This is a genomic window from Streptomyces sp. CB02009 (assembly GCF_001905825.1).
Taxonomy (GTDB): domain Bacteria; phylum Actinomycetota; class Actinomycetes; order Streptomycetales; family Streptomycetaceae; genus Streptomyces.
The window spans coordinates 132,365-144,624 of record NZ_LIVV01000008.1 but is presented as its reverse complement, the minus strand read 5'-3'; the positions used below and the strand labels follow the sequence as shown (position 1 = coordinate 144,624).

The 12,260-nt window shown below is 74.2% G+C and carries 12 protein-coding genes; 10 read left to right on the top strand and 2 right to left on the bottom strand.

Annotated features, from left to right (window positions below):
• Both AMK27_RS29700 and AMK27_RS29695 read left to right on the top strand, forming a co-directional pair.
• Window positions 1-795, top strand: a complete 795-nt coding sequence (locus AMK27_RS29700) for a 3-oxoacyl-ACP reductase (protein WP_073914957.1) — start codon at window positions 1-3, stop codon at window positions 793-795.
• Between the two features lie 130 nt (window positions 796-925).
• Window positions 926-2,203 carry an HAD family hydrolase gene (locus AMK27_RS29695; protein ID WP_073914954.1) on the top strand — a complete coding sequence of 426 codons (1,278 nt, stop codon included), beginning with the start codon at window positions 926-928 and terminating at the stop codon, window positions 2,201-2,203.
• Window positions 2,204-2,207: 4 nt separating this feature from the next.
• Here the strand turns inward: AMK27_RS29695 and AMK27_RS29690 are convergent, their stop codons facing one another.
• The gene (locus AMK27_RS29690) at window positions 2,208-3,410 is read right to left on the bottom strand and encodes an amino acid deaminase/aldolase (protein ID WP_073914951.1); all 1,203 of its coding nucleotides are present in this window, start codon (window positions 3,408-3,410) and stop codon (window positions 2,208-2,210) included.
• Between the two features lie 793 nt (window positions 3,411-4,203).
• Between AMK27_RS29690 and AMK27_RS44225 the strand changes: the two genes are divergently transcribed.
• The 3 genes from AMK27_RS44225 (at window position 4,204) to AMK27_RS29675 (ending at window position 7,611) form a co-directional block, all read left to right on the top strand.
• On the top strand, window positions 4,204-5,535 hold the full coding sequence (locus AMK27_RS44225) for a hypothetical protein (RefSeq protein WP_274535753.1): 1,332 nt from the start codon (window positions 4,204-4,206) through the stop codon (window positions 5,533-5,535).
• Window positions 5,532-6,698, top strand: a complete 1,167-nt coding sequence (mycP, locus tag AMK27_RS29680; RefSeq protein ID WP_073914948.1) for a type VII secretion-associated serine protease mycosin — start codon at window positions 5,532-5,534, stop codon at window positions 6,696-6,698. The genes AMK27_RS44225 and mycP overlap by 4 nt, the downstream gene beginning before the upstream one ends.
• A 181-nt stretch (window positions 6,699-6,879) precedes the next feature.
• Window positions 6,880-7,611 carry an SseB family protein gene (locus tag AMK27_RS29675; RefSeq protein WP_073914945.1) on the top strand — a complete coding sequence of 244 codons (732 nt, stop codon included), beginning with the start codon at window positions 6,880-6,882 and terminating at the stop codon, window positions 7,609-7,611.
• Between the two features lie 16 nt (window positions 7,612-7,627).
• On the opposite strand, the gene AMK27_RS29670 is transcribed toward AMK27_RS29675, so the two are convergent.
• Window positions 7,628-8,005 (bottom strand): DUF1844 domain-containing protein, encoded by a 378-nt coding sequence (locus AMK27_RS29670; RefSeq protein WP_024760687.1) that lies wholly within the window; start codon window positions 8,003-8,005, stop codon window positions 7,628-7,630.
• A 272-nt stretch (window positions 8,006-8,277) separates the two neighbouring features.
• Between AMK27_RS29670 and infC the strand changes: the two genes are divergently transcribed.
• From infC to AMK27_RS29640, 5 genes are all read left to right on the top strand, one after another.
• Window positions 8,278-9,039 (top strand): translation initiation factor IF-3, encoded by a 762-nt coding sequence (gene infC, locus AMK27_RS29660; protein WP_073914942.1) that lies wholly within the window; start codon window positions 8,278-8,280, stop codon window positions 9,037-9,039.
• Window positions 9,040-9,163: 124 nt separating this feature from the next.
• Window positions 9,164-9,358, top strand: coding sequence for a 50S ribosomal protein L35 (rpmI, locus tag AMK27_RS29655; protein ID WP_030316087.1), 195 nt, complete (start codon window positions 9,164-9,166; stop codon window positions 9,356-9,358).
• Window positions 9,359-9,465: 107 nt separating this feature from the next.
• The gene (gene rplT, locus AMK27_RS29650; protein ID WP_017241732.1) at window positions 9,466-9,852 is read left to right on the top strand and encodes a 50S ribosomal protein L20; all 387 of its coding nucleotides are present in this window, start codon (window positions 9,466-9,468) and stop codon (window positions 9,850-9,852) included.
• Window positions 9,853-10,114: 262 nt separating this feature from the next.
• Entirely contained in the window at window positions 10,115-10,954 is an 840-nt protein-coding gene (locus AMK27_RS29645) for a TrmH family RNA methyltransferase (protein ID WP_073914938.1), read from the top strand.
• Window positions 10,955-11,036: 82 nt separating this feature from the next.
• A complete protein-coding gene (locus AMK27_RS29640; protein ID WP_073914935.1) occupies window positions 11,037-12,206 on the top strand; it encodes a sensor histidine kinase in 1,170 nt (389 codons plus the stop codon).
• Window positions 12,207-12,260 lie beyond the last annotated feature (54 nt).

Genomic DNA, 12,260 nt, shown 5'->3' with positions numbered 1-12,260 from the left:
ATGACCAGCACCAGCACCGAAGAGATCGTCTGCCGCCGGCTCGTCGGCCGCACCGCCGTCATCACCGGAGCCGGCAGCGGCATCGGCCTCGCCACCGCCCGCCGGCTCGCCTCCGAGGGCGCGAACGTCGTCTGCGGCGACATCGACGAGACCGCCGGGAAGGCCGCCGCCGAGGAGGTCGGCGGAACCTTCGTGAAGGTCGACGTCACCGACCCCGAGCAGGTCGAGGCGCTGTTCAGGACCGCCTTCGACACCTACGGCTCCGTCGACATCGCCTTCAACAACGCCGGCATCTCGCCGCCCGACGACGACTCCATCCTGGAGACCGGCCTCGAAGCCTGGAAGCGCGTCCAGGACGTCAACCTCACCTCGGTCTACCTCTGCTGCAAGGCCGCCCTGCCGTACATGCGCCGCCAGGGCAAGGGCTCCATCATCAACACCGCCTCCTTCGTCGCGATCATGGGCGCGGCCACCAGCCAGATCTCCTACACCGCCTCCAAGGGCGGCGTGCTCGCCATGTCCCGCGAGCTGGGCGTGCAGTTCGCCCGCGAGGGCATCCGCGTCAACGCCCTGTGCCCCGGCCCGGTGAACACCCCGCTCCTCCAGGAGCTGTTCGCCAAGGACCCCGAGCGCGCCGCGCGCCGCCTGGTCCACATCCCGGTCGGCCGCTTCGCCGAGGCCGAGGAGATCGCCGCCGCGGTCGCCTTCCTCGCGAGCGACGACTCCTCCTTCGTCAACGCCAGCGACTTCCTGGTCGACGGAGGCATCGCGGGCGCGTACGTGACGCCCCTCTAGACCGCCGCCACACCCCCCACAGCCGCCACACCCCCACATCCCCACAACCCCCACATCCCCACCCGGCAGCCGGGCGTCGCGAGGCGCCCGGCTGTTCGGCGTCCGCCGCAGCCCCGACAGGAGAGTGATCATGAACCAGCGCGCCCGGCTCCGTTCGTCCGCCGTCACCGCCGCCCTCGCCCTCGCCGCGACGAGCCTCGTCCCCGCCTCCGCCACCGCCGCCGAGGCCGGGCCCGGGGACCACCGCACGCCCCGGCCCTGCCCTACCCTGCGGGTCTCCGAGGGCTGGCACGGCGACAACAAGGCCCGGATCGACGCCCTCGTGGCCGCGCACTGCCACGACAGGGGCAGGAAGCCCGTCGCGGTCTTCGACTGGGACAACACCGTCATCAAGAACGACGTCGGCGACGCCACCTTCCACTGGCTCCTCCGGAACGACCGCGTACGCCCGCCCAGGGACGGCGACTGGTCCACCACCAGCCGCCACCTCACCCCGGCGGCGGCCACCGCCCTCGGCGAGGCCTGTCCCACCGGCGGACGCGTCCTGCCCACGTCCACCGACACCCGCTGCGCCGACGAACTCCTCTCCGTCTACGCCTCCGGCACCACCACGGCGGGGAAGACCGCCTTCGCCGGCCACGACCGCCGCCGCATGGAGCCCCAGTACGCCTGGCTCGCCCAGCTCCTGCGCGGCTGGACCACCCGCCAGGTCGAGTCCTTCGCCGCCGCCGCCCGCGCCGAGAACCTCGCCGCCCCCCAGGGCGCCACCCAGCGCGTCGGCACCTCCCAGGTCACCGGCTGGGTCCGCTACTACCCGCAGCAGCGCGACCTGATCCGCACGCTCAAGGAGGCGGGCTTCGACGTGTGGATCGTCTCCGCCTCGCCCGAACCCGTCGTCGACGTCTGGGCGAAGGGCGCCGGTGTCGACCCCTCCCACGCCCTCGGCATCCGCAACACCACCGAGGGAGGCCGGCTCACCGCCCACCTCAAGGGCTGCGGAACGGTACGGGACGGCGAGGACACGATGATCACCTACATCGACGGCAAGCGCTGCTGGATCAACCAGGAGATCTTCGGGGTCCGCGGCCCCGCCGCCGAGCGGGTGCAGCCGGCCGCACGGCGCCAGGTGTTCGCCGCGGGCGACTCCGACACCGACGTGTCGTTCCTGAGGGACGCCACCGGCCTGCGGCTGGTCCTCAACCGCAACAAGAACGAACTCATGTGCCGGGCGTACGAGAACGGCGACGGCCGCTGGATCGTCAACCCCATGTTCATCGAGCCCAAGCAGCGGAAGGCCGCCCCGTACCCCTGCGCGACCACCGGCTACACGGCGGGCGACGGCACGCCGGAGCCGGTCCGACGGTCCGACGGAAGCGTGATCCCGGACCAGCCGGACAAGGTGTTCTGAGGTCCTAGAGGAAGGTCCGGCCCTCGCCCCGGTACGTGGGGACGGTGGCGGTGACCCGGTCGCCCTCGATCAGCTGCAGACTCGCGAACCGCTCACACAGCTCGCCCGCCTTCGCGTGCCGGAACCACACCTTGTCGCCGATCCGGAGATCGTCGGCGGGCGAGCCGACCAGCGGGGTCTGCACCTCTCCCGGACCCTCCTGGGGGTCGTACGCGAGGCCCTCCGGGAGGTACGGCACGGGCAGCCGGTCGGGCCCGGCGGCGCCGGACGCCGGATAGCCGCCCCCGAGGACGGTCACCACCCCGACCCCCGGCCGACGGACGACGGGCTGCGCGAAGAGCGCCGCGGGCCGCCCGCTGAACGAGGTGTAGTTGTCGAAGAGCCGCGGCACGAAGAGCCCCGAACCCGCGGCGATCTCCGTCACCGCCTCCTCGGCGGCCGTGTGCTGCACGCTGCCGGTGCCGCCGCCGTTCACGAACTCCAGGTCCGGCGCCACGGCCCGGACCGCACGCACCACGGCCGCCCTGCGCTCGGCCAGCTCCCTGCGGGCCGCCGCCTGCATGAGCCGGATCGCCCGCGACCGCAGCGGCCGACCCGCGAGCGAGTCCCCGACACCCGCGACATGCCCCTCGTACGCCATGATCCCGACCAGCCGGAACCCGGGACGCCGCACCACCGAACGGGCCAGCTCAGCGAGTTGCGCGGGCTCGCGCAGCGGGGAGCGGAGGGCACCGACGCGGATCCGGCCGCCGAGGAGGCGGAGCGCCGTGTCCAGCTCCAGACAGACCCGGACCTCCTCCGTCCCGCCCGCGCGGGAGGCGTCGATCAGATCCAGCTGCGCCACGTCGTCGACCATCACGGTCACGGCGGCGGCCAGCTTCGGATCGCGGGCCAGCTCACCGAAGCCCGCGCGGTCCGCCGACGGATAGGCGAGGAGCACGTCCTCGAACCCGGCACGGGCCAGCCACAGCGACTCGTCGAGCGTGAACGACATGATCCCGGCGAAGCCCTCCCGCGCCAGCACCCGCTCCAGGAGCGCCCGGCACCGCACGGACTTGCTCGCGACCCGGACGGGCTTGCCTGCGGCCCGTCGCACGAGGTCGTCCGCGTTGGCGTCGAAGGCCTCCAGATCGACGATCGCCACGGGCGCGTCGAGATGAGCGGTGGCCCGGTCGTAACGGGCCCGGTCGGCGGCACGGGGAGTCATGGCCCGAGCTTGCCAGACAGGTTTACGGGTGGGTAGCCCCTGAGTTCCCGTACCAGGGGGAACAGCCCGTAGAGTGACGGGCATTGTCGACACGAGCGGGGGAACGGGGATGACCGGCGAACAGCGCCCCGGCACGACCTCCCGCATCACGGACGCCCTCCTCCGACCGGACCCGGCCCCGTCCGAGACGGAGACGACGACGCGGCTGCGACCGATCAGGCCGGGGGAAGCGCCGCCGGCTCCGGGAGGCGCACCGGTGGCCGCGGCGGCCCCGGCGACCCTGCCGAGGCCCGCCGGCACCGCCCCTCGCCCGTCGGCAGCGCCCACGGCCCCGGCGGCCGGAACCCCGGTCCGCCCCACGGCCGCTCCCACGGCTCCGCCACGTGCGGTCCCGGTGCCCGTGGCGCGGCCGGAGTCCGGCCCGACGACCCGGGCGCCCGAGGCTCCGGCTCGGCCCGCGCCCGGCCCCGCGGCCCCGGCAAGCACGCCTGGCCGTACGGCCCCAGGGGACGGCCCCGCATCGGCGACGTCCGGTCCGGCAGCCCCTCCCGCGGCCTCGCAACCGCTGCCTCCGCTGGCGGGTCGCGCGACCTCTGCGGGTCCGGAGGGTCCTGAGGGCTCCGTGAGCCCTGGGAGTTCCGTGAGTTCGATGCCCGGGACACCGCCCCGTCCGACGACCGCTCCGGCCGCGCCGTCCCGCCCGGCGGCTTCCCCCGTCGTGCCATCCCGCCCCCCGACTCCTCCCGCCGAGTCCTCCCACGCGTCGGCTCCCCGGGTCTCCCCGGACTCCGCCGTGGCCTCCGCCCCGGCGGCCCCGGTCGGGACCGGCGGCTCGCCCCGGCCGGCGACCGCGCCCTCGGCCCCGGCCGCCCCCGCCTCCTCCGGCGGGCCCGCGACGGCAGTTCCGGGCCGGCCGGCGTCCGGGCCCTCGGCTCCGGCGCCCGGCGCCCCCTGGCAGCCCGCGCCCCCGGCCCCTTCCCGGCCCGCGCCCGCCACCCTCCCGCGCCCCGCCGCGGGTCCCCCCGCCGCCCGGCAGCCCGCACCGACCGGACCGGCACCGGCGCTCGCCCGGCATCCCGCACCGACCGGACCGGCACCGGCGCTCGCCCGGCAGCCCGCACCGGCCCCCGCCCGGCCGACGCCCCGCCCGACGCACCCCGCGCCCGCCGCCGCGGCCCCCGCCCCGGCCGCTCCCGCGACGCACACGGGCCTCGCCCCCGGTCACGCCGCCGGGCCCCACCACGCACGGCCCCACACCACCCCGTTCGGCCACCTCCACGGCCACGGTGCCCACCGGGCCGCCCCCGCGGCCCTGCCGCCCGAGACTCCCTCCGAGACCACCACGCGGCTCCGGCCGGTGCGGGAGCGGCGCACCGGGCGGGCCATCGCCGTCGGCGTCTGCGCCGTGCTCGGGATCGGGCTCATCGGCGGGGCCCTCACCGGCATGTGGCTGGCCGCCGCCCAGCCCGGGGAGCCCGCGGAGCCCGCCGGGTACACCCAGGCCAAGGACCTCTGGCACAACGCGCCCGTCGACAGCCTCTTCCCCCGCACCCTCGCGGGACCCGGCGCGGGCCCCGGCGGTGCCGCCCGTACCTGGACCCGGATCGTCGTCGCCCCGGACGCCGCCTGCTCGCCGGCCGTCCTGGCCAAGGGCCTCCTCGCCACCCTCCAGCCGCTCGGCTGCGAGCGCGTCCTGCGCGCCACGTACACCGACGCCACCGCCAGCAGCGTGATCACCGTGGGCCTCGTCTTCACCCGCGCCGACGCCACCACGCAGCGCACCCTCGGCCAGGGCCTCACCACCCGCCTCGGCCAGGACGTCCCCCCGGCGCTCCCCGGCCCCGGCACCGTCGCCGCCCGCTTCGGCGCGAAGCAGCGGGCCGGCTGGTGGCTGAACGCCCCCACCGACCTCCCCGTCGTCGTCACCGCCGTCTCCGGCTTCGCCGACGGCCGTGCCGTCGACGCCCCGCAGCCCGCCGACCGCGCCATGACCGCGGGCCGCACCGACGCGACCGCGCAGTCCGGCCTCGGCCACGAGGCCAAGAACATCACCCTCCGCTTCGAGCAGCTGCTGCGGACGGCCGTCGCCCCGCCGAAGAAGGACAAGGAGAAGGACGCCCGGTGACCCGCCTCCGTACCCCCGCGGCCGTCGTCCTCGCCACCGCCTTCGCCGTCCTCCCCGCCACCACCACGCCCGCGTACGCAGACACCATCCGGGCCCGGCAGTGGGGCCTCCAGGCCCTCCACACCACGGAGGCCTGGCAGACCACCAAGGGCGAGGGCATCACCGTCGCGGTCCTCGACACCGGCGTCGACGACCAGCACCCCGACCTCGAGGGTTCGGTCCTCGCCGGCCGCGACCTCATCGGCTTCGGCGCCTCCCGGGGCGACCGCGCCTGGGCCCGGCACGGCACCGCCATGGCCGGGATCATCGCCGGGCACGGCCACGGCCCCGACGGCGGCGACGGCGTCCTCGGCATCGCCCCCGACGCCAGGATCCTGCCCGTCCGGGTCATCCTCGAAGGCACCGACACGTCCCGGGACAAGGCCCGCAAGACCCGTGGCACCGCGCTCGCCGAAGGCATCCGATGGGCCGCCGACCACGGCGCCGACGTCATCAACATGTCCCTGGGCGACGACTCCAAGTCCGCCCACCCGGACGCCGGCGAGGACGCGGCCGTCCAGTACGCCCTCGCGAAGGGCGTGTCCGTCGTCGCCTCCGCCGGCAACGGCGGCGAGAAGGGCGACCACATCTCGTACCCCGCCGCCTACCCCGGCGTCATCGCCGTGACCGCGGTCGACCGCTACGGCACCCACGCCTCCTTCTCCACCCGCCGCTGGTACGCCACCGTCAGCGCCCCCGGTGTCGACATCGCCATCGCCGACCCCGACCGCCGCTACTACGAGGGCTGGGGCACCAGCGCGGCCGCCGCGTTCGCCTCCGGAGCCGTCGCCCTCGTCCGCTCCGCGCACCCCGACCTCACCCCGGCCCAGGTCAAGCGGCTCCTCATCGACACCGCCCGCAGCCGCCCCGAGGGCGGCCGCAGCGACGCCAAGGGGTACGGAACGGTCGACCCGGCCGCCGCGATCGAGGCCGGCGCGAAGATCAAGGGCGGCGACCTCAAGACCGCGGCCGCCGGCTACCGGGGCCGCTACTTCGGCCCCGGACCGCTCGCCGCCCCGGAGGAGAGCCGCCCCATCGGCCTGCTCGCCCCGCTCACCGGCGGCCTCGGCGCCCTGCTCCTCCTCACCGCCGTGATCCTCCGCCGCGCCCACCGGCCCCGCTAGGAACCACGGTCCCCACCGGCCCCGCCAGGACGCACGGGCCGCGCGGACCCCAACGGACGCACCTGCCCCGCCGGGACGCACAGGCCCACCAGACTCGCGGCCCGCGCCGAACCCACCGGACCCACCAGCCGTGCCGGACCCACCGGACCGACCGCCCCCGCGCGGCGGTTAGGCTCGGTGCGTGGCGCTCAAGAACATCCCGGACCCCGGTTTCTCCGACGACGACGGCACCGCCGACCCGCGGCTCGCCGCGGCCCTCGCGGCCTGGGCGGAGGACAGAACCGCCCACGGCCCCGTCCTCGACGCACTGCGCGAGGCCCGGCTGCTCGTCCCCGTCGTCGCCGTCCTCGGCGAGGTCGAGACCGACGAGAACGGCCTGCGCCGCGAGAAGACCAGCGACATGGCGGTCCCCACCCTCACGGCCGGTGACCGGCGGGCGCTGCCCGCCTTCACCTCGATCGCCTCGCTCGCCCTCTGGGACCCGGAGGCCCGGCCCGTCGCCGTCCCGCTCCACCAGGCGCTCCAGGCGGCCGCGCACGAGAAGGCCGACACGCTCGTCCTCGACCTCGCGGGCCCGGTGCCGTACCAGCTGACCGGCCCCGCCCTGCTCGCCCTCGCCGAGGGCCGCGCCAGCGCCGACCCGCTCGACGACCCCGCCGTACGGGAAGCGGTGCGGGCCGCCGTCGCCGCCGAGCCCGCGGTGCTCCGCGCCCACCTGGGACCCGGCGCCGCCGACGGCACCCTCGCCCTGGTCCTCGCCGAGGACGGCTCCCCCGCGGAGGCCGCCCAGCGCGTGGCCCGGGCCCTGGCCGCGGACGAGACACTGAGGGCCCGCCTGGTGCGGGGCCTCGACCTGGCACTCCTGCCGGCCTCGGCCACGCCTCCGGGCGAGCCCTTCTACGTGAAGAACTAGGACGTACGGGCAGGTCCTAGCCGTACACCGGACCCGTGTACTTCTCGCCCGGTCCCTGGCCCGGCTCGTCCGGGATCAGGGACGCCTCGCGGAAGGCGAGCTGGAGGGACTTCAGGCCGTCCCGCAGCGGAGCCGCGTGGAAGGACGAGACCTCCGTCGCGCCGGCGTCGAGCAGGCCCGCGAGCGCGTGCACCAGCTTGCGGGCCTCGTCGAGGTCCTTGTACTTGTCGCCCTCCTCGGTGAGCCCGAGCTTCACCGCGGCGGCGCTCATCAGGTTGACGGCGACGGTCACGATCACCTCGACCGCGGGGACCTCCGCGATGTCGCGGGTCATGGCGTCGAAGTCGGGGGAGTCGGGGGAGTCCGCGGACTCGTTCTGGGGCGTCTCGCTCATGCCTCATACGATATGCCGGTCCTCGGTTAGCGGAGACCGCCGGGTCCTGCTAACCTTGTGTAACGACCGGCCGGACACCTGTGTGCCCGGCCCACAAGTGGAGGCTCCGTACTCCCACCTGACCACCCTCGCGGGTGGCGGGTCACCGGTCAGGTGGCGCCCATCGTTCCGTACGGACGATGGAGCCGCCCGATGTGCGCCCCGCGGTTGAACGCGGCGGTGCTCCGGTATTTCTGTGGAGCCCCGCCTGTGTCCCGTCCGGGGCATTTTTCATGTACCGGCTCGGTTGGTCTCACCAGAAAACATGCGCGTCCGTCCGCCAGGCGGTCGCGTGGTGCTACCGAGGAGGATCCATCAGCGCCGAGCCCCGCATCAACGACAGGATTCGCGTTCCCGAGGTGCGACTTGTCGGACCCAGCGGCGAGCAGGTCGGGATTGTTCCGCTTGCCAAGGCCCTGGAGCTCGCACAGGAGTACGACCTCGACCTGGTCGAGGTCGCGGCGAACGCCCGTCCGCCCGTGTGCAAGCTCATGGACTACGGGAAGTTCAAGTACGAGTCGGCCATGAAGGCCCGTGAGGCGCGCAAGAACCAGGCGCACACGGTCATCAAGGAGATGAAGCTCCGGCCGAAGATCGACCCGCACGACTACGACACCAAGAAGGGTCACGTCGTCCGGTTCCTCAAGCAGGGTGACAAGGTCAAGATCACGATCATGTTCCGTGGTCGTGAGCAGTCCCGTCCCGAGCTTGGTTTCCGGCTGCTGCAGCGGCTGGCGTCGGACGTCGAGGAGCTTGGCTTCATCGAGTCCAACCCGAAGCAGGACGGCCGGAACATGATCATGGTTCTCGGCCCGCACAAGAAGAAGACCGAGGCCATGGCCGAGGCGCGTGAGGCCCAGGCCGCACGCAAGGCCGAGCGCCAGGGCGTCACCTCCGAGGAGACGTCCGAGGCTCCGGCCGCCGCGACCGAGGCCGCTGAGGCTCCGGTCGTCGAGGCCGAGGCGGAAGCCCCGGCCGAGACCCCCGAGGCGTGACCCGCGGGGCTGCCCACCAGGCAGCCCCGGGCCCCGCCCGGAACCACCAAACGAAGAATTGACGCTCCCGGATCTCCGGTGCCCGCACCGGTGGGGAGCGCCACTGACGAGGAGATACGGCGCGATGCCGAAGAACAAGACGCACTCCGGTGCCAAGAAGCGCTTCAAGGTCACCGGCACCGGCAAGATCCTGCGCGAGCGCGCCGGCAAGCGCCACCTGCTCGAGCACAAGTCGTCCAAGCTGACGCGTCGCCTCACCGGCAACGCCGAGATGGCCCCGGGTGACGCCGCCAAGATCAAGAAGATGCTGGGCATCTGAGTCTGATCTCCCGCTCTCGGCGACGAGAGCTTCCGGCCAAGACCGGGAACCATCCGTTTTTCGGGTCGTGTGAGGACCACCGCGACCCCGCTACAAGGAGTTAACAAGTGGCACGCGTCAAGCGGGCAGTCAACGCCCACAAGAAGCGCCGGGCGATCCTCGAGGCGGCCTCCGGCTACCGCGGTCAGCGTTCGCGCCTGTACCGCAAGGCCAAGGAGCAGGTCACCCACTCGCTGGTCTACAACTACAACGACCGCAAGAAGCGCAAGGGCGACTTCCGTCAGCTGTGGATCCAGCGCATTAACGCCGCTGCCCGCCAGAACGGCATGACGTACAACCGCCTCATCCAGGGTCTGAAGGCCGCCAACATCGAGGTGGACCGCAAGATCCTCGCCGAGCTGGCCGTCAACGACATCAACGCGTTCGCCGCGCTGGTCGAGGTCGCGCAGAAGGCCCTCCCGGCCGACGTCAACGCCCCGAAGGCCGCCGCCTGATCTTCCAGGCCGCAGGACCTCTGCCCGGACCCGCAGGCGCGCACGCGTCTGCGGGTCCGGGTGCGTCCGCCCCCTGAAGGGTGTTCGGTGGAGGTGGGCCGCGCAGGCCCGCCGCGTCACCGCCCCCGGCGCCGCCGCGCCACCGCCCCGGTCCCGGGAGCCGGGCACCGAAGGTCACGCGACCGGGCCCGACGAGAAGCCCCGGACCCGAAGCCCCGGACCCCGAAGCCACCCGGCACCGAAGAGAGAACCGCCGCACCTCATGGTCACCCCCGAGCTGATCTCCCCGCGTTCCCCGCGCGTCGTCGCCGCCCGGCGGCTCGCCAAGCGCAACTTCCGGGGCAAGGACCGCCTCTTCATCGCCGAGGGCCCGCAGGCCGTCCGCGAGGCCGTCGAGCACCGCGGCTCCACCGGAGAGCCCACGCTCGTCGAGCTCTTCACCACCGTGGAGGCGGCCGAGCGCTACAGCGTCATCATCGACGCCGCCCTCGCCGCCGGGGCCCGCGTCCACCACGCCTCCGACGCGGTTCTCGCCGAGGTCTCCCAGACCGTCACCCCGCAGGGGCTCGTCGGTGTCTGCCGGTTCCTCGACTCGCCGTTCGAGGAGATCGTCGCGGCCCGCCCCAAGCTGGTCGCCGTCCTCGCCCACGTACGCGATCCCGGGAACGCCGGCACGGTGCTCCGCTGCGCCGACGCGGCCGGCGCCGACGCGGTCGTCCTCACCGACGCCTCCGTCGACCTGTACAACCCCAAGTCCGTCCGGGCCTCCGTCGGTTCGCTCTTCCACCTGCCGGTCGCCGTCGGTGTCCCCGTCGAGCAGGCCGTCGCCGGTCTGAAGAGCGCGGGCGTACGGATCCTCGCCGCCGACGGGGCCGGTCAGGACGACCTCGACGCCGAGCTGGACGCCGGCACCATGGGCGGGCCCACCGCCTGGATCTTCGGCAACGAGGCCTGGGGGCTGCCCGAGGAGACCCGGGCCCTCGCCGACGCCGTCGTCCGCGTCCCGATCCACGGCAAGGCCGAGAGCCTCAACCTCGCGACGGCCGCCGCGGTCTGCCTGTACGCCTCCGCCCGCGCCCAGCGGCCCCGAACCTCCGCCTGAGGGGTCCATTCCGCCCTCCCCGCCCAGTAGAGTGACGCACTCGGGGGCCCACTGCGCTACACGGAGGGGTGGGGGAACGGCGATGACGGTCGGCACGGACAGTCCCGCGGAGGCACGGAGCGCCGCGCCGCACGCCCAGGAACCACCGGGCCGGGCGCCCGCACCGGACGCCCGGGACCAGGCCGGAGCCGAAGGGTTCGCCGGTCTGCTCCCCGACGACCTGCCCGACGGACTCGTCGTCGCCGACGAGACCGGCCGGGTCGTCCTCTTCAACGCCGCCGCCAGCCGTATCACCGCCGTCCCCGGCGACAAGGCCCTCGGCCTCCCCCTCGACCAGGCGCTGCCGCTCGAAGACCTCAAGGGAAGCCGCTGGTGGGCCCTGACCGACCCGTACGGCGGCCTCGCCACCCGCCGCGGCCAGCCCGAGCGCAATCTGCTGCTGCCCGGCGGCCGTGAGGTCCTCGTCTCCGCCCGGTACGTCCGCGAGCACCCCACCGGACCGGTCCGCCGGGTCGTGGTCTCGCTGCGCGGCACCGAGGCGCGCCGCCGCACCGAGCGCAGCCACGCCGAGCTCATCGCCACGGTCGCCCACGAGCTGCGCTCCCCGCTCACCTCCGTCAAGGGCTTCACCGCCACGCTCCTCACCAAGTGGGAGCGGTTCAACGACGAGCAGAAGCGGCTGATGCTGGAGACCGTCGACGCCGACGCGGGCCGCATCAAGCGGCTCATCGCCGAGCTCCTCGACATCTCCCGGATCGACTCGGGCCGGCTCGAGGTGCGGCGCCAGCCCGTCGACATCGCCGCCGCCATCGGCCGGCACGTCCAGGTGCACACCACCGGCGGGCAGTCCCCGGACCGGTTCTTCGTCCGGATCATGCCCGGGCTTCCCGCGCTCTGGGCCGACCCCGACAAGATCGACCAGATCCTCGGGAACCTCCTCGAAAATGCGGTGCGCCACGGCGACGGAACCGTCACCATCGAGGTGGCACCCGCCAGGACGTGCGCCGACGGAGAAGAGGGGACGGAGGTCACCGTGAGCGACGAGGGCCCCGGCATCCCCGAGGAGTCGATGAGCCGCGTCTTCACCCGCTTCTGGCGGGGCAGCAAGCGCGGCGGCACCGGCCTCGGCCTCTACATCGTCAAGGGCGTCGTCGAGGCCCACGGCGGAACCATCACCGTCGGCAGGGGCCCCCGGGGCGGGGCCGAGTTCCGATTTATGCTGCCCGTCGGCACCCCGGCCCATCTCGCCTGACGAGATCCAGCACGAAGTCCGACCGGATCGGACAGGATCGGACGAGATCGAAAG

What these genes read in the sequence shown, in the direction of transcription:
- AMK27_RS29640 (WP_073914935.1), top strand. Translation starts at nt 11,037, where the DNA reads ATGACGGTCGGCACGGACAGTCCCGCGGAGGCACGGAGCGCCGCGCCG.
- AMK27_RS29690 (WP_073914951.1), bottom strand. Translation starts at nt 3,410, where the DNA reads ATGACTCCCCGTGCCGCCGACCGGGCCCGTTACGACCGGGCCACCGCT.
- rpmI (WP_030316087.1), top strand. Translation starts at nt 9,164, where the DNA reads ATGCCGAAGAACAAGACGCACTCCGGTGCCAAGAAGCGCTTCAAGGTC.
- AMK27_RS29645 (WP_073914938.1), top strand. Translation starts at nt 10,115, where the DNA reads ATGGTCACCCCCGAGCTGATCTCCCCGCGTTCCCCGCGCGTCGTCGCC.
- AMK27_RS29670 (WP_024760687.1), bottom strand. Translation starts at nt 8,005, where the DNA reads ATGAGCGAGACGCCCCAGAACGAGTCCGCGGACTCCCCCGACTCCCCC.
- AMK27_RS29700 (WP_073914957.1), top strand. Translation starts at nt 1, where the DNA reads ATGACCAGCACCAGCACCGAAGAGATCGTCTGCCGCCGGCTCGTCGGC.
- infC (WP_073914942.1), top strand. Translation starts at nt 8,278, where the DNA reads ATGTACCGGCTCGGTTGGTCTCACCAGAAAACATGCGCGTCCGTCCGC.
- AMK27_RS29695 (WP_073914954.1), top strand. Translation starts at nt 926, where the DNA reads ATGAACCAGCGCGCCCGGCTCCGTTCGTCCGCCGTCACCGCCGCCCTC.